At 51.2% G+C, this 21,503-nt stretch carries 19 protein-coding genes, 2 tRNA genes and 1 CRISPR repeat array (1 of these 22 cut by a window edge); of the genes, 15 read left to right on the forward strand and 6 right to left on the reverse strand.

Annotation, left to right across the window (positions count from 1 at the left end):
- A CRISPR array of direct repeats spans positions 1–3,085; the repeat unit is 37 nt; unit sequence GTTTCAGTATCCACTAACGGATCGAGGGGGATGCAAC; it begins 1,848 nt to the left of the window's first position.
- A 209-nt stretch (positions 3,086–3,294) separates the two neighbouring features.
- The 3 genes from ANT_RS03485 to ANT_RS03495 all read right to left on the reverse strand — a co-directional run bounded on the left by ANT_RS03485 (position 3,295) and on the right by ANT_RS03495 (position 6,351).
- Positions 3,295–4,797, reverse strand: coding sequence for a carboxypeptidase M32 (locus ANT_RS03485; RefSeq protein WP_013559127.1), 1,503 nt, complete (start codon positions 4,795–4,797; stop codon positions 3,295–3,297).
- A gap of 69 nt (positions 4,798–4,866) precedes the next feature.
- Positions 4,867–5,811 (reverse strand): hydroxyacid dehydrogenase, encoded by a 945-nt coding sequence (locus ANT_RS03490; protein ID WP_013559128.1) that lies wholly within the window; start codon positions 5,809–5,811, stop codon positions 4,867–4,869.
- Between the two features lie 93 nt (positions 5,812–5,904).
- A complete protein-coding gene (locus tag ANT_RS03495) occupies positions 5,905–6,351 on the reverse strand; it encodes an RpiB/LacA/LacB family sugar-phosphate isomerase (protein WP_013559129.1) in 447 nt (148 codons plus the stop codon).
- 64 nt (positions 6,352–6,415) lie between these two features.
- Here ANT_RS03495 and ANT_RS03500 point away from each other — a divergent pair, with 64 nt between their 5' ends.
- The 7 genes from ANT_RS03500 to ANT_RS03530 all read left to right on the forward strand — a co-directional run bounded on the left by ANT_RS03500 (position 6,416) and on the right by ANT_RS03530 (position 9,829).
- On the forward strand, positions 6,416–6,763 hold the full coding sequence (locus ANT_RS03500; RefSeq protein WP_041454582.1) for a hypothetical protein: 348 nt from the start codon (positions 6,416–6,418) through the stop codon (positions 6,761–6,763).
- A 49-nt stretch (positions 6,764–6,812) separates the two neighbouring features.
- Positions 6,813–7,235, forward strand: coding sequence for an acyl-CoA thioesterase (locus ANT_RS03505; RefSeq protein ID WP_013559131.1), 423 nt, complete (start codon positions 6,813–6,815; stop codon positions 7,233–7,235).
- A 13-nt stretch (positions 7,236–7,248) separates the two neighbouring features.
- Positions 7,249–8,298 carry a M42 family metallopeptidase gene (locus ANT_RS03510; RefSeq protein WP_013559132.1) on the forward strand — a complete coding sequence of 350 codons (1,050 nt, stop codon included), beginning with the start codon at positions 7,249–7,251 and terminating at the stop codon, positions 8,296–8,298.
- A gap of 72 nt (positions 8,299–8,370) precedes the next feature.
- Positions 8,371–8,455: transfer RNA gene (locus ANT_RS03515), tRNA-Ser, on the forward strand.
- A gap of 15 nt (positions 8,456–8,470) precedes the next feature.
- Positions 8,471–8,562, forward strand: a tRNA-Ser gene (locus ANT_RS03520).
- Between the two features lie 568 nt (positions 8,563–9,130).
- Positions 9,131–9,415, forward strand: a complete 285-nt coding sequence (locus ANT_RS03525; protein WP_013559133.1) for a type II toxin-antitoxin system Phd/YefM family antitoxin — start codon at positions 9,131–9,133, stop codon at positions 9,413–9,415.
- Positions 9,416–9,418: 3 nt separating this feature from the next.
- Complete coding sequence (locus tag ANT_RS03530; RefSeq protein WP_013559134.1) at positions 9,419–9,829, forward strand: putative toxin-antitoxin system toxin component, PIN family; 411 nt, start codon at positions 9,419–9,421, stop codon at positions 9,827–9,829.
- A 248-nt stretch (positions 9,830–10,077) separates the two neighbouring features.
- Here ANT_RS03530 and ANT_RS17285 read toward each other — a convergent pair whose 3' ends face one another.
- Together ANT_RS17285 and ANT_RS03535 are read right to left on the reverse strand one after the other, a co-directional pair.
- Positions 10,078–10,230 carry a hypothetical protein gene (locus tag ANT_RS17285; RefSeq protein WP_013559135.1) on the reverse strand — a complete coding sequence of 51 codons (153 nt, stop codon included), beginning with the start codon at positions 10,228–10,230 and terminating at the stop codon, positions 10,078–10,080.
- A gap of 495 nt (positions 10,231–10,725) precedes the next feature.
- Positions 10,726–11,610, reverse strand: a complete 885-nt coding sequence (locus ANT_RS03535; RefSeq protein ID WP_013559136.1) for a LysR family transcriptional regulator — start codon at positions 11,608–11,610, stop codon at positions 10,726–10,728.
- Positions 11,611–11,747: 137 nt separating this feature from the next.
- Between ANT_RS03535 and ANT_RS03540 the strand changes: the two genes are divergently transcribed.
- From ANT_RS03540 to ANT_RS03560, 5 genes are all read left to right on the forward strand, one after another.
- Complete coding sequence (locus ANT_RS03540) at positions 11,748–12,839, forward strand: sugar ABC transporter substrate-binding protein (RefSeq protein WP_013559137.1); 1,092 nt, start codon at positions 11,748–11,750, stop codon at positions 12,837–12,839.
- Between the two features lie 75 nt (positions 12,840–12,914).
- Positions 12,915–14,402 carry a sugar ABC transporter ATP-binding protein gene (locus ANT_RS03545; protein WP_013559138.1) on the forward strand — a complete coding sequence of 496 codons (1,488 nt, stop codon included), beginning with the start codon at positions 12,915–12,917 and terminating at the stop codon, positions 14,400–14,402.
- A 10-nt stretch (positions 14,403–14,412) separates the two neighbouring features.
- A complete protein-coding gene (locus ANT_RS03550; RefSeq protein WP_013559139.1) occupies positions 14,413–15,411 on the forward strand; it encodes an ABC transporter permease in 999 nt (332 codons plus the stop codon).
- A gap of 73 nt (positions 15,412–15,484) precedes the next feature.
- Positions 15,485–16,384 (forward strand): alpha/beta hydrolase, encoded by a 900-nt coding sequence (locus ANT_RS03555; protein WP_013559140.1) that lies wholly within the window; start codon positions 15,485–15,487, stop codon positions 16,382–16,384.
- 7 nt (positions 16,385–16,391) lie between these two features.
- Positions 16,392–17,810, forward strand: a complete 1,419-nt coding sequence (locus tag ANT_RS03560) for an SLC13 family permease (protein WP_013559141.1) — start codon at positions 16,392–16,394, stop codon at positions 17,808–17,810.
- A 460-nt stretch (positions 17,811–18,270) separates the two neighbouring features.
- On the opposite strand, the gene ANT_RS03565 is transcribed toward ANT_RS03560, so the two are convergent.
- Entirely contained in the window at positions 18,271–19,410 is a 1,140-nt protein-coding gene (locus tag ANT_RS03565) for a transposase (RefSeq protein ID WP_013558589.1), read from the reverse strand.
- 229 nt (positions 19,411–19,639) lie between these two features.
- Here ANT_RS03565 and ANT_RS03570 point away from each other — a divergent pair, with 229 nt between their 5' ends.
- From ANT_RS03570 to eutM, 3 genes are all read left to right on the forward strand, one after another.
- Positions 19,640–19,930, forward strand: coding sequence for a EutN/CcmL family microcompartment protein (locus ANT_RS03570; RefSeq protein ID WP_013559142.1), 291 nt, complete (start codon positions 19,640–19,642; stop codon positions 19,928–19,930).
- A 149-nt stretch (positions 19,931–20,079) separates the two neighbouring features.
- Positions 20,080–21,159 (forward strand): ethanolamine utilization protein EutH, encoded by a 1,080-nt coding sequence (gene eutH / locus ANT_RS03575; RefSeq protein WP_013559143.1) that lies wholly within the window; start codon positions 20,080–20,082, stop codon positions 21,157–21,159.
- Positions 21,160–21,208: 49 nt separating this feature from the next.
- Entirely contained in the window at positions 21,209–21,499 is a 291-nt protein-coding gene (eutM, locus tag ANT_RS03580) for an ethanolamine utilization microcompartment protein EutM (protein WP_013559144.1), read from the forward strand.
- Positions 21,500–21,503: the final 4 nt, after the last annotated feature.

Below are 21,503 nucleotides of genomic sequence, written 5' to 3' on the forward strand. Positions count from 1 at the left end.
ACTAACGGATCGAGGGGGATGCAACACAAACACCATAAGGATTCCATGACCACCACAATTGTTTCAGTATCCACTAACGGATCGAGGGGGATGCAACGAGGGAAAAATCAACGAGACTGTAACAAAAGACGAGTTTCAGTATCCACTAACGGATCGAGGGGGATGCAACGTTTTTCAGAAGGTTGAAAAACTGAATCGTTATTCGTGTTTCAGTATCCACTAACGGATCGAGGGGGATGCAACTACTACCAAAGCAAGGCTGGTCGCGGTGCAAGCGTGGGTTTCAGTATCCACTAACGGATCGAGGGGGATGCAACTCATCGGCGGGTGACTTCATCAAGGCGTTTGTCGAGGTTTCAGTATCCACTAACGGATCGAGGGGGATGCAACAAAATAAACACTGTTTCAAAAATAAACGTTTTTGTGTTTCAGTATCCACTAACGGATCGAGGGGGATGCAACTTGTAAAGTCCCTCTCAGCGACGCAAGTCGCTGAGTGTTTCAGTATCCACTAACGGATCGAGGGGGATGCAACAACGAAAGATAACAGAATTATCAACCCGTTTCGAGTTTCAGTATCCACTAACGGATCGAGGGGGATGCAACTTTTAGGAGGTGATAAAAGACATATCTTCATCAAAGTTTCAGTATCCACTAACGGATCGAGGGGGATGCAACTACAACATGACTTATCCAGAGTATTTGCGGGTTATGTTTCAGTATCCACTAACGGATCGAGGGGGATGCAACTGATTACGCTATAAATTTTCCTGCATTGAAAAAAGCGTTTCAGTATCCACTAACGGATCGAGGGGGATGCAACTACCGTACCCAAGAAATCCTGCCTGCGTCGGACTTACGTTTCAGTATCCACTAACGGATCGAGGGGGATGCAACTAAGGGCAATCCTCTTTACTATCCTACAAATTTAGGGTTTCAGTATCCACTAACGGATCGAGGGGGATGCAACGTTTGGCTTTTTTGGTCGGTGATGGTAACACCAAGGTTTCAGTATCCACTAACGGATCGAGGGGGATGCAACCTCCATGAGATCATGGAGAGCATTCGCACCAACGGAGTTTCAGTATCCACTAACGGATCGAGGGGGATGCAACTTTGGGAATTTGGGAATTTGGGAATTTTGGGAATTTGTTTCAGTATCCACTAACGGATCGAGGGGGATGCAACGCGTACAGGTCCAATCCCGCGATAATCGCACCAGACGTTTCAGTATCCACTAACGGATCGAGGGGGATGCAACAACTTCTCAAACAATGACACACCAGGTTCAATTTGGTTTCAGTATCCACTAACGGATCGAGGGGGATGCAACTTCCGGATTGCGCCACAACTGCCATCCGACAAAGGCATGTTTCAGTATCCACTAACGGATCGAGGGGGATGCAACTGCCCATGCTCCCAAAGTGGGAGCAAGCAAAATCGGTTTCAGTATCCACTAACGGATCGAGGGGGATGCAACGGCGGAATTAGTCAATATTCACCCCGCGCTCCCGAGTTTCAGTATCCACTAACGGATCGAGGGGGATGCAACAGTGAGAAAAATGGCTGAAGAAGTCAAACCGACCCAGGGTTTCAGTATCCACTAACGGATCGAGGGGGATGCAACCGATTTGTCGAGCGCGTTCAACAGGCTTACGACAAGTTTCAGTATCCACTAACGGATCGAGGGGGATGCAACGGGTAGCGCGCAGCCAAGGATGTTCGCCCGCCCAGCGTTTCAGTATCCACTAACGGATCGAGGGGGATGCAACAACCTGCCTCGCTCATGATGTCATGCCACTCCTGGGGTTTCAGTATCCACTAACGGATCGAGGGGGATGCAACCCGAGCATGTCGGAGCAATGCTCAAAATTACTTACTGTTTCAGTATCCACTAACGGATCGAGGGGGATGCAACGGCTGTGTGGGGCGAAAATCCACCGCCCTGGCTGATCTGTTTCAGTATCCACTAACGGATCGAGGGGGATGCAACAACTGGCGCGCCGAAGACCCGACCCGCTCCGAAGAGTTTCAGTATCCACTAACGGATCGAGGGGGATGCAACGACGTTGAATCCATACTCAAAGCAGACTATACTCACGGTTTCAGTATCCACTAACGGATCGAGGGGGATGCAACTGGTTGGGATTGGCTACTTGAAAGCGACTACTAGCAATGTTTCAGTATCCACTAACGGATCGAGGGGGATGCAACGTTAGTGCCAGTTTCCAGCGAGACATTCTCACGGAAGTTTCAGTATCCACTAACGGATCGAGGGGGATGCAACTATCCACTAACATTGCATCCCACTCTATCCACTAGGTTTCAGTATCCACTAACGGATCGAGGGGGATGCAACCACTCCGGTGCAACTGGATGGTGAAATTGTAACAAGTTTCAGTATCCACTAACGGATCGAGGGGGATGCAACGACGTGGGTGGTGGTGGAAAACGTGGATGGATTGCGTTTCAGTATCCACTAACGGATCGAGGGGGATGCAACAGAAAAAATCAGGCGCGCCATTACCAGAGAACGAAGTTTCAGTATCCACTAACGGATCGAGGGGGATGCAACCCGAGACCTGGCAACGTTGTGGTTGCCGGTAACTCCGGTTTCAGTATCCACTAACGGATCGAGGGGGATGCAACCCCGGACTTTGAAGATGCTATTAAAGCCTAACGCTGTTTCAGTATCCACTAACGGATCGAGGGGGATGCAACATGCCGAGCGCTCCCTGCTGTACACGCTGGGACCGGTGTTTCAGTATCCACTAACGGATCGAGGGGGATGCAACATCACTGTAGGTGTGCGCGGATTGCGCTACACATTGTTTCAGTATCCACTAACGGATCGAGGGGGATGCAACCAATTTCTCAATACGTGCGCGGGTTGTTGGACGGTGGTTTCAGTATCCACTAACGGATCGAGGGGGATGCAACAAGTCCAGCGGGTAACCTTCCGATCCATCACCCGTGGTTTCAGTATCCACTAACGGATCGAGGGGGATGCAACGTCTCACCCCGTTTGTGGTCCGCCATGAAGAAGCAGTTTCAGTATCCACTAACGGATCGAGGGGGATGCAACCGCATTTTCTTCCCCCATTATACACTACTTATGGGGGGAGACAATCCCTCTTAACCCTATTTCTGGGATTTGCTCCGGTTTTCCCTTTTTTCTTTTTCGCAAATCGATTTTTGCTTAAAAACCGGGGGGATTTGCGAAAATCCCGGGGAAACCTGCAAAAAAGACCGGCTCCCCTTACCGGAAGCCGGTCTTTCATCAAATTCCCTGGTTTACAGCCCGTAAATCTCGCCGTACTTGCGTTCCAGATAGCGCAGGTAGGGCTGAGGGGTGATGCGCGAGCCGGTAACCTTCTCCACCAGGTCCTGCGGTTCGTACAGGCGTCCCCAGCGGTGCACGTTCTCTCTCAGCCAGCTCAGCAGGGCGCCGAACTCGCCTTTTTCGATTTGCCCTTCCAAGTCGGGGATATCCTTGTTAATTTTCTCCCACAACTGCGCCGAAACCAGGTTGCCCAGCGCGTAGGTGGGGAAGTAGCCAAAGTATCCGCTCGACCAGTGGATGTCCTGCAGGACGCCGAGGGCGTCGTTGGGCGGGGTGAGTCCCAAGTAGGACTGGAATTTTTCGTTCCAGGCGGCGGGCAGGTCTTTGACTTCCAGACTGCCTTCCAGCAGGGCAATTTCCAGTTCCAGCCTCAGCATGATGTGCAGGTTGTAGGTGGCTTCGTCGGCTTCCACGCGGATGAACGAAGGCTCTACCTTGTTGATGGCTTTGTAAAAGGCTTCCAGGGGCACATTGCCCAACTGGCTGGGGAAGTATTCCTGCAGACGCTTGTAGAAGAACTTCCAGAAAGGCAGGGAGCGCCCGACCAGATTTTCCCACATGCGCGACTGCGATTCGTGAACCGCCATGGAAGCGCCGTGGCGCAGAGGTGTGCGGTGATATGCCGGGTCTAAGCCCAGGTCATACAGGGCATGACCGCACTCGTGCATGGTGCCGAAGAGTGCCGTCCCCAGACGGCGAGTATCCACGCGGGTGGTGATGCGCACATCGCCCACGCCAAAACTGGTGGTAAAGGGGTGGGCGGATTTATCCTGCCGCCCTTTTTGCCAGTCGTAGCCAAAGCGGGTGATAACCTCGACACCGAAATCCCACTGGGCTTTTTCGGGGAATTCCTGTTGCAGGAAGGAGTCATCCACCTGCGGGCGGGACTGAATGGCTTTGAGCAGGGCAACCTGCCGCGGACGAACTTCGTCAAAAATGGCTTGCACCTCGGCGGTCTTCATGCCCGGCTCAAAGTCGTCCAACTGCGGGTCATACACGTGGGTGTAGGGCTTGAAGAACTCGGAGTATTCGCGGCGCATTTCCACAATGCGTTCCAGATGGGGCTGGAACGGGCGGAAATCGGCTTGCTGGCGGGCTTTCACCCAGGCTTCCTGCGCCAGGGTGGTCACTTCGGTAAACTCGCTTACCCACTGGGCAGGCACGCGGGTGCGCTTCTGATAATCGCGCAGGGTTACGCGCACCAGGGCGCGCTCGAAGGAATCGGCGGGCAGGTGGGCGGTTTCCTTTTCAAGGTCGGCAAGCAGTTCGCCCATCTCGCTGGATACCCAGCGCTCATGCTCCAGACGCGCCAGCAGTGCCAGTTGACTGCCGCGGTCTTCGGCGCCACCGGGGGGCATGTACGTTTGCTGGTCCCAACTGAGGATGGCGGCGGTGGCTGTCAGGTCGGTGATTTCGCCTAACAGGGTTTTCAGTTTTGCAAGTTTTTCTTCCATGGGACACCTTTCCTGAAAAATAGGGTTAGAGAGAGTGTTTCATCCGCATCAGGGCTGAGAGACTGAGCCTCAGGCGCACTTCCAGCGCAGGGGTTCACCCTTCAATGCGGCCACAACCTCGGTGGCAATGTCGTAGCCTGCCCGCGCCTGGGCTTCGTGCGTTTGCGCGCCCATGTGCGGGGTGCAGATAACGCGCGGGTGCATGACCAGCGGATTATTCTCGCTGGGCGGTTCGACGGCAAAGACATCCAGGGCGGCACCGGCTACCTTGCCGGAATTGAGCGCCGCCAGCAGGGCTTCTTCATCTACAATCCCGCCGCGAGAGGCGTTAATCAGATACACGCCGTCTTTCATTCGGGCAAACTGTTCGTGGCTGAGCAGGTTTTTGGTTTCGGCGGTCAGCGGCAGGTGCAGGGAGAGGAAATCGGAGCGCGCCAGCAGGTCGTTCAAGTCATCCACCGGCTCACTGCACTGGCACAGTTCATCTTTGGGGCGGAAGCGGTCAAACGCCAGCACGTGCATCCCAAAGGCTTGGGCGCGCTCGGCAACCGCTGAGCCAATCCGTCCACATCCGATGATGCCCAGGGTCTTCTGGTAGAGTTCGTGCCCTTCAAATTCTTTCTTCAGCCACTTGTTTTGCTTCATGCTGGCATCGGCGCGGGGAATTTCGCGCACCAGCGCCAGCATCAAGCCCATCGCCAGTTCGGCGACCGAGACGGTAGTTGCCAGCGGGGAATTGACCACAGTAACGCCGGCGGCGCGGGCGGCGTTGAGGTCAATGTTGTCCACGCCAATGCCGGCGCGCCCCACGACCTTCAGGCGCTTTCCGGCTTCAAAGACAGCCGCGTTCACCTTGGTGCGACTGCGCACGATGAGCGCGTCCACCTCACCCACTTCTTTGAGCAGGTCTTCCGGCGAGATACCGGTGCGGTCAATGACCTCGCCATATTCGCGCAGGTAGGCTTTGCCTTTTTCTGCCAGCCCATCGGTGATCATGATCTTATACGTTGCCATGAAATGCTTCTCCTTGGGGATGATTTCATCGCGGGGAATACCCTCCGCTTGATTGTACCCTGAGTTGTGTCATAATTCCAACCCGGTCGTTGCTCACTCTTTGCCTGCATCGAGTTCCTCGATGACGCGCAGGCAGGCATCGTCCTGCGGGTTGGGCTGGTAGGCGGTGCTGAGCCAGGCATCCAGAATCTCCACGGCGAGCGGTTCGCTGGTCAGGCGCATGGAGAGGCACAGCACGTTAGCGTTATTCCATTTGCGCGCGCCGCGGGCAGTCTCAGCATCGGCGCACAGCGCGGCGCGGATGCCGCGCACCTTGTTGGCGGCGATGCTCACACCGGTGCCTGTCCAGCATAGCAGGATACCCTCGTCGGCATCTCCGCGCGCCACGGCAGTGGCGGCATCGCGGGCAACGGCGGACCACTGCCAGGCTTCTCCGGCGGGCGGTCCGAAGGTCTGGACTTCGTATCCGTGTTCTGCCAGGTAAGACAGAATGCGGTCCACAATGGGCAAATGTTCATCCCAGCCAATGGCAATGCGCATCTTTCCTCCTGTTTCTGCATCTATTCTATGCTGATTATAATGAAGAGGTATAAGGAAAGTGGCAATGGAGATTGCCCGGTTGATCGAACGCATTCAGCAAAAGATTGCTGAGGTGGAGAGCCTCTATCAGCGGCAATCCGGTGGTGCATCCTTTTGTCAGGTACAGCGGGATGGACGGGTAACCGGCGGGTTGAAATACGAAGAGGGGCGCATGGTGGCGCTCCATTTTGCCCGCCGTGCCCTGCAACAGCGGGGGGAAGCTGGGCTTGCCGACATTGAAGAGGAAGAGCAAACTTGGCTGAAAGCGCTGGCAGATTTGCAGGCAAAGCCTTCTCTGCCGATGCTCTGGCTGGCATACCGCCAGGGCGGGGTGGATGCGTTTCACTGGCTGAGGGAGCAATTTGGCGAATAAGTCTGCCGAAAGGCTTCCTGCTCCGCCGCGATGAGATATAATCGCATGCATGGCTGAATTTCGTTTCTCTATCCCCCTGGAAACCCGTTATGGCGATTTAGACCCGCAGTGGCATTTGAACAATGCCCGTTTTCTGACCTTCTTTGAGCATGCCCGCATGGCGTATCTGGTGCATTTGGGCTTGTGGGACGGCAAGGATTTCTTCAAACTTGGCTTGATTGTTGCCGATGTGCATGTATCTTATCTGGCGCCGGTGGAGATTTTCCACAAGTGCCGGGTGGACCTGCGCGTTGCACGCTTGGGAAACAAGAGCATGACCTTCGAGTACCGTCTGGTAGATGAGGATGATGGCACGCTCTACGCCACTGCCGAGACGGTGATGGTGTCTTACGATTACTATACCCGCAAGAGTATTCCCATCCCTGCCGAGTGGCGGGAAAAAATCAAAGCCTTTGAAGGCTTGAGCGATTGAAGAAAGGAAGAATATGATCTCCCTGCCAGCCATTGATACGGCGGATCTGGTGAATTTCCTTACCCGTTTGCTGAATACCCCCAGCCCGACCGGGTTTACCCACCGCGCTTTGAGTTTGACCGAGCAGGCGCTGGAAGGTTTGCCGGTGACAATGCGGCGCACGCGCAAGGGCGCACTGGTCATCCGCTGGGAAGGCGAGCGCAATACTGCTCCCCGCGGCTTAACCGCCCATGTGGATACGCTGGGCGCGATGGTGAAAGAAATCAAGCCCAACGGGCGGCTTAAACTGACCAAAGTGGGCGGTTTTGCCTGGAACACGGTGGAAGGCGAGAATTGCACGGTGTTTACCCGCAGTGGGCGCGAAGTCCGCGGGACGCTGTTGCTGACCAAAGCCTCGTCGCATGTTCACTCCAGCGCGGTCAGCGAGACGAAACGCGAGGATGATGCGATGGAAGTGCGCCTGGATGAACGCACCACTTCTGCCGAGCAGACCCGGGCGCTGGGCATCGAAGTGGGCGATTTTGTGGCGTTTGATCCGCGGGTAGAGGTCATTAATGGCTTTGTGCGCTCGCGTCACCTGGATGATAAAGCCTGCGTGGCGTGTGTGGTGGCGGCGTTCAAAGCCCTGCATGCCGCCGGGAAGAAGCCGGCGCAAACCACCATTGCGCTGATCAGCAATTACGAAGAGGTGGGACACGGGGCGGCGACGGGGTTTCCGCCGGAGATGAGCGAACTGCTGGTGGTGGATATGGCGGCGGTGGGCGATGGGCAAAATTCAGACGAGTTTCATGCCTCGTTGTGCGTGAAGGACTCGCGTGGTCCCTATCACCACGAGATGAGCAACCGCCTGCGCGACCTTGCCGAGGCGCATCAGATTCCTTACAGGGTGGATATCTACCCCTACTACGGTTCAGACGGCGAAGCCTACTGGTACGCGGGCGGGGATGTGGCAGTGGCGCTGATTGGACCGGGGGTAGACGCCTCGCACAATTACGAGCGCACTCACATTGAGGCGCTGGAAGCCACCACCCGCTGGATTCTGGCGTACCTGCTGGCGGAGTAAGGAAATTTTTTCAAAGAACGGGAAAATTATGATATAATCCCTTTGCGCTGAGGGAGATGCCTCGCGCCCTCAGGAGGGATGGCCGAGTGGCTTAAGGCGCCTGTCTTGAAAACAGGTGTGGGGCAACCCACCGGGGGTTCGAATCCCTCTCCCTCCGCTCAAAAACGCACCTGGGGAGGTGCCAGAGAGGTCGAATGGGGCCGCCTGCTAAGTGGTTGTCGGGAGCTAAACTCTCGACCGCGGGTTCGAATCCCGCCCTCCCCGCCTTACCCACCCGAAGAGGGTGGGGTTTTGTTTTTATGCGGGTTTGAATCCCATTGAGGGATATGTCTTGCTCTTCTTGCACTTTGCTGGTGAAGGTTTTTGAGTGAAGAAGATATAAGAATTTGTAATCACCATATTGATCAGAGAACCAAAATATTCCTTTGTGACAGGTAGGTTTGGACACAGTAGAATAACAATTTAAAATTATTCACTCAAAATGAGCATCCCCCTGAGAAAGGATTGTATCTTGAAGCCAATTTTTAATGAGGCTGGAAAGTGGAAGGCTCTTATAACTTATGAGGACAAAAAGCCTGTTGAAAACTAAAAAGCCCAACGTGATGCGGATATAACTGCTTCCCTGGGTGGCTCAGTGGGAACACGGCTATCTGTCCGTTATTGGCATGAATTCTCGCAGAGTATCCTGACTGTTATCTCGTTCTCTCTCAAACCTTAATTTCGAAAATTTGTTTACCAAGTTTAATGCACTCTCTTTGCAGGAAGCCGATTGACTCAGAGGTAAAAATCTGGTAGAGTATTTGTAGCAGATATTGCTACAAATGGAGGAAGCATGACCTTTGTACCCTATCGTGTGTTGCGCAATACTCCCGGTGAACTGCGCAAAAAACTCAAGGAAGCCGGACATCTGGTGGTGACTGGAGATGGGGAGCCCTTTGCGGTGATGCTCTCGGTTGAGCCCGGAGAAGTGGAGCAGGTGCTGGAAACCATCCTGAGGTTACGAGCCCAGCAGGCGGTGCGCCGTATGCGGGAAAGCGCCCAGGAGCGCGGATTGGAGCGGTTGAGCGAGGCGGACATCGAATCCGAAATTCGCGCAGTGCGGAAAGCACGGAAGTGAGAAATGCGCATCGTTCTCGATACCAATGTGCTGGTGTCTGCGCTGCTCAACCCCTTTGGCGCTCCGGGGAGAGTGCTGGACTTGATTCTGGCAGGTTCGGTACGGATGGTGTACGATGATCGGATTCTCTCGGAGTATCGGGAAGTCCTTTCGCGTCCCCGGTTTGGGTTCGAAAAACAGCATGTCCAGCGATTGATGGAATACCTGATCTTTACCGGCGAAGGGGTGAGCGCTGCGCCGTTGGCTGTGGCGGCGCCCGACCTGGACGATTTACCCTTTGCAGAAGTGGCTGTCAGTGGGAATGCCGATGCTCTGGTGACGGGAAACCCGGGACATTTCTCGTTTGTCTATCATCTGCCAGTACTTTCACCGGCGGATTTTCTACAATTCTGGTTGGAAAAACAAGCGAAATAACATAACTTTCATCTGTTCGGATTGCAGTGCTTACGCAAGGGATATGACTCAAGGGTTTATTTAGTAAGACTAAAAATTGGAAGGGGAGGATTCTGGTTGGTTCTGTTTTACTCGTTGGAGGTGGAATTCGAGTGCGAGAGGGGTGTAAAAATTTGAGCCCTGATTCGATTTTCTATATTGTTTTGGTTTGACTTTTTACTTAAATGTTTGCGTATTCCATTTTCCTAGTCTCTTAAGCGGCGCCTTAGTTAATCTTTTTGCTGATTCATGTACTTTCCAGAGTTCACTTGATCATATCCTTTCTGAGTTAAGATGGGAGCTTGATAGGTGATCTCTTCATTAGAATCAACGAAAGTGATTTTTTGCCATTCAACAAATCCCAAGTTTGCTAAACGATTCATAATAGAACAAATTTTCTTTTCCCCGCCACGGAAGCCCTGGAGAATACTAAAAAATGGAGACGTTTCTAGGCGATGAATACGTCGTCTTCTTCGAATAGGGTCTTGCTCAAATTGTGCTGTTGCGAAGGAATCACCAGTTAGAATTTTAGCTAAAGTCCCTGCGGTGTAAGGTTTAGTGAATTTTCCCTTAACTAGAGAACAAGAGGATAACAAATTGATAGGCGACTTTTCAATATAGAGGGTAAGAGAGAACAGCGGAGAGGTTTAGACCTTTCGGAAAGGTTCATCCCCAAAATGGACGGTCTGTTGTGTTTCCGTACAGTATCCCGACAGCGGGTTTGTATCCATTGTCTTTTGGAATCTGCTAAGCATTTGTTCCACGCGCAGAGTACCCGGTGATGTAATCAATTATCAGAGGATGGCTTGTGAATTGGAGAATGGGTTCGATCCTATCCCCATGAGAAAGGTCTGCCGGCATGATAGCCAGGACTTCCTTCAGTTGATTCGATTCGAATCTTTTTGAATGATTGTAATGAAAGACTTGGCCTCTTCCGAGAGTTGGTGGTGTTTGGACCACGCCAAAACCAGGTTGCTGGAAATGGTTTCAGCCAGCGGTACATCTACAACATTGGGATGCCGATGGTATTCAACCACTTTTTCCATCATCAACGCCACGCCGCTGTTGGAGGCTACCAATCCCAGAATACTTTCCACCCGCAGGCTGGCGTAAAAGATTCTCGGTTCAAACCCTGCTGACCGACAGGCGTCCATGATCAATTCGTGAACGACCGTGCCTTTATCAAACATGATGAAGTTTTCGTTAGAAAGTTCATTCAGTGAGATCTGTTTGCGTTCTGCCAACCGGTGATGACGAGGCAGGATTGCCTTGAGCTTATCGCGGGCAACTATGATGTAATCAAATTGAGATCGGTCAAGATAGTTATCCCGAACAAAAGCCAGATCAAACTGGTGACTGCTCAGTGCTGGCAGAATCACAGAAGCTTCCCGTTCTTCTACAATGAGCTGGACAGTAGGGTAGGCTTGCTTGAATTGGGCAATATATGAGGGAATGCCATACTGCGCAATCACGGGAATAGCGATGATGGAAAGAGATGGACTGGCTTTGAAAGGTGCAACATTTGCCAGCATGGAGTAGTATTCATCTTTTATCCTTCGGGCATGGGGAAGGAAAACCTTTGCCGCCGAGGTAAGCGAAATTTTGCGCTTGCTGCGGTCAAAAAGCAAGAACCCCAATTCTTTTTCTAAAGCAATTATCTGCTTGGAAAGCGAAGACTGAGAAATATACAACTCTTCAGCGGCGGCAGAAAAACTGCCGGTGTCCACCACAGCCAGGAAATAAACAATTTGCTTGATATCCATAGATATCCCAACCTATTCCATCTTGGAATACATTATACCGGGAAATTGAATTGCTTCACCCATGGTGAGTCAGTACCATAAAACTGACAATCAATGCTTGATTGTTCCTTCTAATACACCCGATAGGAGAATGAGAAATGAAGAGGCCATATTACACTTTGCTCGCTATTGTTTTGGCGCTTGCCTTTGCGTTGAGTGCCTGCAGTCCTCAGCCTGCGGCGACAGCCAAACCTGCGCCCGCCTCTGAGGCGACACCTACCGCCGCGCAGGCAGATGCCGGTTCGATTGCGGCGGCTGACCTTGCCGGGGAGATTCCCTGGGCAGAGGCAAAAGAAGGTGCGCCATTCGATATTAAGGGAAAAAAGGTTTGCTATCTGATTCCCTCGCTTGCCAACACTTTCTTGAACGGTGTTGCCACTTCCGTGAAAGAGCAGGCGGCGGCAGATGGCGTGGAAGTGATGGTCTACGGCGCTGATGATGGCGGTCTCACCCTCCAGTACAACCAGATCGAAAACTGCATTTCCCAAAAGGTTGACCTGATCTATCTCATGGCCGCAGGCTCGGCAGACAGCCTGCTCCCTGCTGTTGAGGAAGCCAAAGCGGCTGGTATTCTGGTTATGGGAGTTCCCCCAGCAGAACTGGAGCCTTTCGACGCTATTATGCATACTAACCAGTACGAAGATGGTACCCTGGTGGCGCAAATGGCTTGTGATTTCATCAATGCCAGATACCCGGATGCCGAGAAAGTGGATGTTGTGGTTGCTGGGAACGAGAGCGGCGAAAAGCAGATGTGGTTGCGCTATCAAGGTTATCGCACTATTGAAAAGTGTGCTAAGGCAAATGTAGTGCAGTATCTGGATATCTCCGGCGACAGTATTCCGGTGGGCGCCAGCACTGCCGAGAATGTTTTGGCGGCGCATCCGAATGTCAAGGTGTTCATTATGCAGTCAACTGCCCACGCGCAAGGCGCGGCTGAGACAATCAAAGCCCTGCCGAACGTTGATCTCTCAGAATATGGTGTCTTTGCGGGCGATATGGATCCAACCGTCATTCCGATTGTCACAAGTTGTGAAGACCCCTACAAGGGTTTTGTAGCCATCGGCGGCACCAATCTGGATAAAAACACCTATGCAATCATCAAGGCGATGTTGCAGGGCGTGAAATACCCCAGAATTACCAACGATGAGTTGGAACCAATCCACTGTGACTGGTCCAAACTGAAGAAGTAATCCAATCTTCCCGCTACTTACGTCAGTGAGGAGGGGAGAACCCTCCTCACTGAGATTGTGGAGGTAAAAAATTGCATGAATACCAGCGTCGTTTTATCCCTGAAGAGCATTACCAAAAAATACCCTGGCGTTTTGGCGCTGGATCGTGTCTCACTCGATTTCTTTGCAGGTGAAGTCCATGCTTTGGTCGGTGAGAACGGCGCGGGAAAGTCGACATTAATCAAAGCCATTGCTGGCGCGATCAACCTTGATGGGGGAGTCATTCAAATTGGTGGTCAGGATTATCACCAGATGACTCCCCATCTCTCACGCAGTGCCGGAATTGAGGTTATTTATCAGGAATTCAACCTGGTGCCGACCATGTCGGTCGCTGAAAATATTTTCCTGGGTGAAAAGCCCAACACTTTGAATTTTGTAAATTACCGGCTGATGAAGAACCAAGCCAGGGAATTGTTCAGATTATTCGATGTAGATATGGACCCGGATGCGCTGGTACAGGACCTGTCGCCTGCCCAACAGCAGATTGTTGAAATTGCTAAAGCCGTTTCCAAAAATGTCAAAATCCTGATCATGGACGAACCCAGCGCTCCGCTATCGGTTTCCGAAGTAGAGCGTATGTTTGAGATTATTCGCCAATTGAAACGTAAAGGCGTCACTATTATTTACATTTCTCACCGCCTGGAAGAAATTTTCAAGATTTCAGACCGGGTTTCTGTATTGCGCGATGGGAAGTATGTGGCAACCAAACTGACCAGCGAGACCAACCGTGAAGAACTAATCCGCCTGATGGTTGGCAGGGAGTTAAAGGAAACTTACCCGGCGCGCACCAATCCTCCGGGAGAAATTGCGCTGGAGGTGAAGAACCTGTCAGGCAATGGAGTCAGGGATATTTCTTTCGTGGTGCGGAAGGGAGAAATCCTGGGCGTTGCTGGATTGGTGGGAGCGGGGCGCACCGAGATGGCTATGCTGATTTTTGGCGCAGCACCCATCGAAAGCGGTGAAATCCGGGCAAATGGCAAGTTAGTCCGTATTCGTTCCCCCCAGGATGCGATTCAGCATCGCATCGGTCTCTTGACGGAAGACCGCAAAGGTAAGGGGCTTTTCCTGGAGATGCCCGTGGGTTGGAATATTACCTTCCCGATTGTCCGCAAATTGTCCAGGTTTGGCGTTGTGGATACCCAAAAAGAGAAAAGTATTTCGGAATATTACTGGCAACACCTGAATATCAAAACACCCAGTCTTGAAGAGCGGGTGATCAACCTGAGTGGCGGCAATCAGCAGAAAGTGGTGCTTGCCAAAGTCCTCGCGGCTGATTCTGCCATTCTCATCTTTGATGAACCTACTCGCGGCATTGATGTGGGAGCCAAGCAGGAAATTTATCACCTGATGTGCGAGTTGGCGAATAACGGCAATGCCATCCTGATGATTTCTTCTGACATGGAGGAATTATTGGGAATGTCGGATCGGATTATCGTACTTTGCGAAGGTAAACTGGCTGGCGAAGTTTCCAAAGACAATTTCAGCCAAGACCTCATTCTCGACCTTGCCTCAGGTACACATTAGGAGCCTATTTATGAAAAAACAATTCTCATTATCCCGTTGGATTGACGAGTTTGGTTTTGTCACGCGAAAGTACGCGCCATTGATGATCCTGATCAGTCTGGTCATTTTCTTCTCGATTACCACGCCCAACTTTATGACCGCCAAGAATCTGGTCATCATTATCCGCCAGGTGTCCTTTGCGGCGATCAGTGCGGTGGGAATGATGTTCGTGATGATTGGTGGAGCGATTGATCTTTCTCTCGGCTCTCAGATTGTCCTCACAAATATCGTGTTGTCGATTTTGATGGTGGATTACAAAGTCCCCATGGCACTGGCGATCCCGTTGATTCTGGTTCTTGGTACTTTGTTGGGCACAATCAATGGCTTTCTGGCAGTCAAATTAAAGATTCATCCATTAATCATCACTTTGGGTACTGCTTCCATTTACAAAGGCATAGGATATATTCTTGCCCATTCCCGCAATATTATGGGATTCCCTGATGCTTTCCGCTGGTTCGGTCAGGGCTTTATTGGGCCGATTCCGGTTCCCATTGTGGTGATGATCATTGTAGCGTTGATTGGCTCATTTATTCTCACCCGTACCTATTTTGGCAGATATATCTTTGCGCTTGGCGGCAATGAAGAAGCGGCGCGCCTTGCGGGTGTGAATGTTGATGCCATGAAGGTGATTCTGTTTGCCATTTGTGGCTTTATTACAAGCATCACTTCGGTCCTGCTTCTTTCGCGGGTCTTCGCCGGTCAGACATCCACCGGACAAGGATTGGAATTTGATTGTCTCACCGCCGCTCTGCTGGGTGGAGTAAGTTTCAAAGGGGGTGAAGGCACTATTTTTGGATTGATCACTGGTATTTTGATCATCGGCGTTTTAAACAACGCTATGCAGTTAGCGAGTTTCCCCGATTTTTCACAGAATGTGGTTAAGGGTGCTGTTCTGTTGATCGCAGTAGGCTTTGATGTTTACCAGAAAAACCGAAAAGCCAAAGAGACCGTTGCCAAAGTAGCGGCGTGAAATTTGTAATTCTGTAGAAAAGCGGCGTTCAAAGAATGCTTTTCATACAAGTAAAGAACCAAAGGAGATAAACATGTCAACCAAACCTCATTATGCTGTTCCTTTTCCCATTCCGGAAGCCAATACAGACCACATTAAGCGAAAAATGTTTGATCTTCCCTATGCTCATTCATCTCCTGCCCAAAAACTGGATATTTACTGGCCTGAAGAGGGAAACGGACCATTTCCGGTAGTCATTTCCATTCACGGTGGGGCTTTTATGGGGGGAGATAAGCGCGACATTCAAATCAAACCTATGTTTGAAGTGCTCAAGTACAATTATGTTCTGGTGGGCGTAAACTATCGCCTGAGTGGTGAAGCAACTTTTCCAGCACTGATTCACGACATTAAGGCGGCTATCCGCTGGATCCGAGCCAATGCCAGGACCTACCTGTTTGACCCGAATCGCATTGCCACATGGGGTGGATCTGCTGGCGGTTACCTCTCGTTAATGGCGGGGGTGACGGCAGGAATCCGCGAACTTGATGATCCTTCGTTGGGGAACGCCGCTCAGCCGGACCATGTCCAGGCTGTCGTTTCCTGGTTCCCGCCTACGGACTTCCTGAAAATGGATGAGCAGTTGGCGGAGTCGGGCTTCCCCCCTCCGCCCGAGTATACCCACAGCGGAGAAAATTCTCCCGAATCGCTTTTGCTGGGCAGAAAAATCACCGACGTTCCGGATCTCGTGCGGGTTGCCAATCCAGAAACCTACATCCGCCCTGGATTGCCGCCGTTTTTCATTCAGCATGGCCGCCTGGATGAGACTGTTCCTTATCAACAATCGCTCCATTTTGCGAATCAATTAGCCGCTGTTAACCCACAGGGTGTCACGTATGAAATCCTTCCTGAGGCTCGTCATGCCGATTCTGCTTTCGAAACTCCACAAAATATACAGAAAGTGTTGAATTTCCTTGATAAGGCGCTTCGTTTTTAACCCCGCAATGCACAAGCCTGGCAACCACACTTCTTTATTCCAATTGCCTGGTGTCAAACCACTCGTGGGAGTTTTCCTCTCTGTTGTGGCAGCGGTTAGTATCTGGTTTTTACCTCTGCATGGACTTGCCCCTGAAGGCAAAAAGGCTCTCGCCATCACGCTTTTTACCGTGATCTGGTGGGTTTTCAAAATCGTACCTCCGGCGTACTCCACCTTGTTAATGCTCATGGGGTATATCCTCCTGGGGGTGGCAACCCCTCAAGAGGTTTTCGCCATTTGGACGACGCCGTTGATGTGGTTGATTATCGGTTCGTTTCTGATGGCTACAGCGGTTACCAAGTCCGGTTTGGCTGAACGGGTAGCCACCTTTTTTATCATTCGTTTCGCCGGTTCCTATCTCGGTTTGATTATCCTGACCTATGTCCTGGGCTTTGTGCTCAGTTTTCTCATCCCCCATCCCTTTCCCCGCGCACTGTTAATGATGTCTTTGATGCGCGCCGTTATCCAAAAGTCGGGTGTCAATGCAACTGATGCGGCTTCACTGGGCTTTTCGGTCTTTGTTGCCACAACCGCTACCTCAACCATTTTGCTCACCGGTGATTCAACTCTTAATATTGCTACGATTGGTTTCAGCGGACTCTCTGTTGGCTGGCTGGATTGGGCAAAATATATGGCTGTTCCGGGAATCCTGGCTTCCGTGCTGATGATGCTCCTTTACATGGCGATTTTTCCCCAAACCGATCCGGTAGAAATTGACCGAACCAGCCTGATATTGGAACAGGATAAGCACGGTAAGATGACTCGAAAAGAAATCATTACCCTGATTTGGGTCTCTATGGCTCTTGTCCTCTGGATGACCGACTCTCTTCATGGGATCGATCCAGCCTGGATTGCTCTGCTGGTAGCAGTGGGGTTATCCTTACCCAAAGTGGGTGGAGTGCTGGATGAAAATGACCTGATGAGCGGAATCAACTGGCCCATTCTGTTATTCGTGGTTGGCGCTATGGCAATTGGTACGGTGGGGAGAACGACCGGGTTGGCGCAGTGGTTGGCAGGAAACCTGCTACCTGCCAAAACGCCGCAAAATCCTTATATCTTTGCCGCATTGGTCGGTGGTGTGACAATGGTAATCCACATGGTGCTGGGCAGTGCGCTGGCGTGCATGTCCATTATGGCGCCTCCGATGGTGCATTATGCGGTTTCTGCAGGCTGGAGCCCGCTTTTCCCATCGTTGCTGGTGTATACCGCCGTTGCCATTCACTACATCTTTCCGTTCCAGCATGTTACGATCCTGCTGGGACAGGGCGATACGGGTGGTTACGGCTCCCGCCAGGTTCTGAAATATGGAGTCCCCCTGACCCTTGTAACCCTTATCGTGCTGATCCCCATTGAGGTTACCTGGTGGATGGTGATGGGTTTGTTTTGATAATCGGAAACAAGAGTGAATAAATCAAGGGGAAGATAAAGACATTCCAACACAGGTACTCTGTAGGGACACTTCTCCTACAAACGTAACACTTTTCCTGAAATACGAGGAAAAGGGAGATCAGAATAAATCAAAAAGAGGCATGCGTACATAGAGGTTTCCCTGCATGGATTTTGGAGGAAAATCTACTCCTGAGTCCAAACTTGCAAGTGAATCCCTGTTTTGGGAAAGAGGGTAATGACGAGTCGCGTTGCTATGCCGCTCGTTTAGCGTGTTCCTTGCGTTAAACTTTTGTGCTGAAATGCGCTTTAGGCTTGTTAAAACTACCGGGAGTAGCATATCAATTCTTGGTATGAACCTTTCTGGTGTATTCTGAAATTTCTCCTGCTCTTCCTCTCCCCCCAATTTCGGAAATTCGTCTACCAATTTTGTTACAGTCTCTCGTCTCAGTCTCTGAAATTCAGACATGAGTTAGGACAGTTGGGCGAACGATAGCAACAAACGACGCCAAAGCCTCCTTGACAATGGACTGCCACTCACGGGGTGGAAGCCACCATTTCTGTTTGAGCAAGATAAACAGACCCGAATAGCGCCGCCATTTCTTGCCCGTCTTGTGCAGAACGACATCAACATTCTCCTGTAGCTGGTTTGGCGATCCATACAGGCGGTCTCGCAAGCCTTCACCGATCAACAAGGCAATCGCATAAACCAACAGCAGCATTGCTACCATCTTTTCCATGTTTTCCTGTCGCTTATTCATCAGCCGGGTCATCCCCAGCAGTCCTTTCAAATCGCGGAAGGTTTCCTCGATTTTCATCCGCCAGAGATACACCTGCCATGCCCGCTCGGGTTCGAGGTTGCTCATCACCCATAACGGTTCAGCCAGGCCCTTCTTCCAGACACCGATCAGGTTGACGCATACCTTGCCTTTGTACCACACGGATGGGTGGATTACCTTTTCACCGGGAGCGAGTGATAAGACCACTTCCCTGCCCTCGGCATCCCAGAACCTGGGCGGATGGTGGCCCAGGTTCAGACGAATGACAAAGTTCACTCCCTCTTCGACCAGATTGAGCAACAATTCGAGGTAACTGAATTCCCGATCCAACACCAACGGACGCTCCCCCAGCAGGTCTTTCAATCCGGCGAACGCACGGACATGGTTCACATTGCGCGACGACCGGTCAGCGGCGATGGTCTTGGACGAGTAGGTCAGCAAACCGCAAGGGAGAGCCCGTCCGCGATAGGGTGTGGCCAACAGCAACACCCAGAAGCCTCGCGTCTTGCCGTCTTTGAGCGTGCCGACATACTCCGTCTTCCAGGCTTGTGGACGTTCAATCTCGGTCGGGTCGCCAATCACATACTCGGCTTGTTCACAAAACAGACGCCAGAGCATGGCCCGCGGGTCAACCTTTTGCAGAAAGCGCTGGATGCGTTTGTAACTGGCCGCGCTACCGCCGCGCATTTTGCCCGCAATCTCGGTCAGCCGCAAGGAGCGGGCCACCAGCATGGCTTGCCCAATTTCTGCCGCTTTGGCAGCGGTGATTTCATCATCAAAAAACTCCTCCATGAAAGAACGCATCGGGATATACTTATCCATGATGAGCCTCCTACCGATTAGTTGCTGCGAACCAAGTGTATCGGTTGGGAGGCTCTTTATACACTACAAATGTCCCAACTTATGCCCGAACTTCAGTCAGTCTCTCTTGACTCTAGTTTCTAAATCATTATAATGTTTTTAACTTATTTTAATTTATTTGTTAATCAAGTTGCATTCTCTTCTTTAAGTAATCTCGGTCCTTTTCATTCATTTTAAAACAGAGGTAACAATGCAAATCGCCAGGATCATTGGATCTGCTGTATCAACAGCAAAAGACCCAAAGTTGACCGGTTTCAAACTCTTGGTTGCACAAAGAGCAACCCCTGACAATCAGGTTTATGGAGATCCCTTTCTGGTGGCTGATACCGTGGGCGCTGGCGAAGGGGAACTCGTGATTTTAGTTGAGGGCAGTTCCGCACGAGAGACTTTGAAAACTGCGAATATCCCTGTGGATGCTGTGGTGATTGGCATTCTCGACTCAATAGAAGTTAATGGTGAACTTGTTTTTCAAAAAAGTTAGGGGCTTATTAGTTAACGATCCATAATCTCGTTGTTCACTACGTTTGGGATTTTCACTTAAGGAGGTGAAAGAGGGGAGTGATTTATATTTTGTTTTCACTGCTGGTCCTTCTTCTTAAAACATCAATTGGTCAAAGGAGAAATTGAACTATGAGCATAAATGAAATCATCATCTGGTTGATGGCGATCTTTATGGTCATTGGTGCCATTGATCGCATTCTGGGAAACCGCTTTGGGTTGGGTGAAGAATTTGAGAATGGCTTCAACGCCCTTGGGCCCCTTGGCTTAGCAATGGTGGGGGTGATTTCTCTGGCACCTGTGCTGGCAAGTGTACTGCGCCCAATCATTGTTCCTGTGTATCAATTTCTTGGCGCAGATCCTGCCATGTTTGCTACCACACTGCTTGCCAACGATATGGGGGGATATCCACTGGCGAAACAGTTAGCCATTGATCCAGAGGCTGGGTTGTACGCTGGAATTATCCTCGGTGCTATGATGGGCCCAACGATTGTATTTTCAATTCCAGTTGCGTTGGGATTGATTCCCGCGGAGGATCGCAAATATCTGGCTCTGGGCATGCTTGCAGGATTCATTACCATACCATTGGGATGCATTGCAGGCGGCTTCACTGCAGGATGGGGAGCAGATGTTGTCTTAGGGAATTTGGTACCTGTAGTACTGGTTTCAGTGTTGATTGCTCTTGGCTTATGGCGTTTTCCGGATAAGATGACCACTGGTTTCCAATACTTTGGCAAGGGGGTGGTCATAATGATTACCATTGGATTGGCCGCAATTGTATGGGAAACCCTCACGGGCGTGGTCATCATTCCGGGAATGGCGCCAGTTTGGGATGGTATTCAGATCATTGGTTCGATTGGTATTGTCCTATTAGGCGCTTTCCCAATGGTTAAGGTCATCACCAAAGTTTTCAAGAAACCTTTAATGGCGCTAGGCCGAAGAATGGGAATGAACGATATTGCCGCCGCAGGTATGGTTGCAACGCTGGCGAATAATATCCCAATGTTTGCAATGATGAAGGATATGGATGTGCGGGGTAAAGTCCTCAACTCTGCTTTTGCAGTTAGCGCGGCTTTCACCTTTGGTGACCATTTAGGATTTACTGCAGGTGTGGAAAGGGATTTAATCTTCCCCATGATCGTAGGAAAGTTAACCGCTGGAATTACCGCTGTACTTGTTGCCATGCTGGTAGCTCCAAAGAGCGAAAAGTAACTAACCGTACTTAAATTTGGATTTCTAGAAACGAGAAAGGAGAAAGTCAATGAGCGGAGTTCAAATGATTGCCCTTGGCATGATTGAGACCAAAGGTTTGGTTGGCGCAATTGAAGCGGCCGACGCAATGGTCAAAGCGGCCAATGTGAAATTGATTGGCAAAGAATACATTGGCGGCGGGTATGTAACCGTCATGGTGCGGGGGGATGTGGGTGCGGTAAAAGCCGCTACCGATGCTGGCGCTGCAGCCGCCCAGCGAGTCGGAGAACTGGTCAGCGTTCATGTCATTCCTCGCCCGCATAGTGATGTGGAGATGATTTTACCGAAAGTGGAAGAGTAAATCC

The organism is Anaerolinea thermophila UNI-1 (assembly GCF_000199675.1).
GTDB classification, from domain to species: Bacteria; Chloroflexota; Anaerolineae; order Anaerolineales; family Anaerolineaceae; genus Anaerolinea; species Anaerolinea thermophila.

Excerpts from the sequence above, each read along its gene's own strand:
- ANT_RS03535 (WP_013559136.1), bottom strand. The coding sequence starts at position 11,610 with ATGGATATCAAGCAAATTGTTTATTTCCTGGCTGTGGTGGACACCGGC.
- eutH (WP_013559143.1), top strand. The coding sequence starts at position 20,080 with ATGAGCATAAATGAAATCATCATCTGGTTGATGGCGATCTTTATGGTC.
- ANT_RS03555 (WP_013559140.1), top strand. The coding sequence starts at position 15,485 with ATGTCAACCAAACCTCATTATGCTGTTCCTTTTCCCATTCCGGAAGCC.
- ANT_RS03500 (WP_041454582.1), top strand. The coding sequence starts at position 6,416 with ATGGAGATTGCCCGGTTGATCGAACGCATTCAGCAAAAGATTGCTGAG.
- ANT_RS03510 (WP_013559132.1), top strand. The coding sequence starts at position 7,249 with ATGATCTCCCTGCCAGCCATTGATACGGCGGATCTGGTGAATTTCCTT.
- ANT_RS17285 (WP_013559135.1), bottom strand. The coding sequence starts at position 10,230 with ATGAATCGTTTAGCAAACTTGGGATTTGTTGAATGGCAAAAAATCACT.
- ANT_RS03525 (WP_013559133.1), top strand. The coding sequence starts at position 9,131 with ATGACCTTTGTACCCTATCGTGTGTTGCGCAATACTCCCGGTGAACTG.
- ANT_RS03490 (WP_013559128.1), bottom strand. The coding sequence starts at position 5,811 with ATGGCAACGTATAAGATCATGATCACCGATGGGCTGGCAGAAAAAGGC.
- ANT_RS03560 (WP_013559141.1), top strand. The coding sequence starts at position 16,392 with ATGCACAAGCCTGGCAACCACACTTCTTTATTCCAATTGCCTGGTGTC.
- ANT_RS03550 (WP_013559139.1), top strand. The coding sequence starts at position 14,413 with ATGAAAAAACAATTCTCATTATCCCGTTGGATTGACGAGTTTGGTTTT.
- ANT_RS03530 (WP_013559134.1), top strand. The coding sequence starts at position 9,419 with ATGCGCATCGTTCTCGATACCAATGTGCTGGTGTCTGCGCTGCTCAAC.
- ANT_RS03505 (WP_013559131.1), top strand. The coding sequence starts at position 6,813 with ATGGCTGAATTTCGTTTCTCTATCCCCCTGGAAACCCGTTATGGCGAT.
- ANT_RS03565 (WP_013558589.1), bottom strand. The coding sequence starts at position 19,410 with ATGGATAAGTATATCCCGATGCGTTCTTTCATGGAGGAGTTTTTTGAT.
- eutM (WP_013559144.1), top strand. The coding sequence starts at position 21,209 with ATGAGCGGAGTTCAAATGATTGCCCTTGGCATGATTGAGACCAAAGGT.
- ANT_RS03540 (WP_013559137.1), top strand. The coding sequence starts at position 11,748 with ATGAAGAGGCCATATTACACTTTGCTCGCTATTGTTTTGGCGCTTGCC.
- ANT_RS03485 (WP_013559127.1), bottom strand. The coding sequence starts at position 4,797 with ATGGAAGAAAAACTTGCAAAACTGAAAACCCTGTTAGGCGAAATCACC.
- ANT_RS03570 (WP_013559142.1), top strand. The coding sequence starts at position 19,640 with ATGCAAATCGCCAGGATCATTGGATCTGCTGTATCAACAGCAAAAGAC.
- ANT_RS03545 (WP_013559138.1), top strand. The coding sequence starts at position 12,915 with ATGAATACCAGCGTCGTTTTATCCCTGAAGAGCATTACCAAAAAATAC.
- ANT_RS03495 (WP_013559129.1), bottom strand. The coding sequence starts at position 6,351 with ATGCGCATTGCCATTGGCTGGGATGAACATTTGCCCATTGTGGACCGC.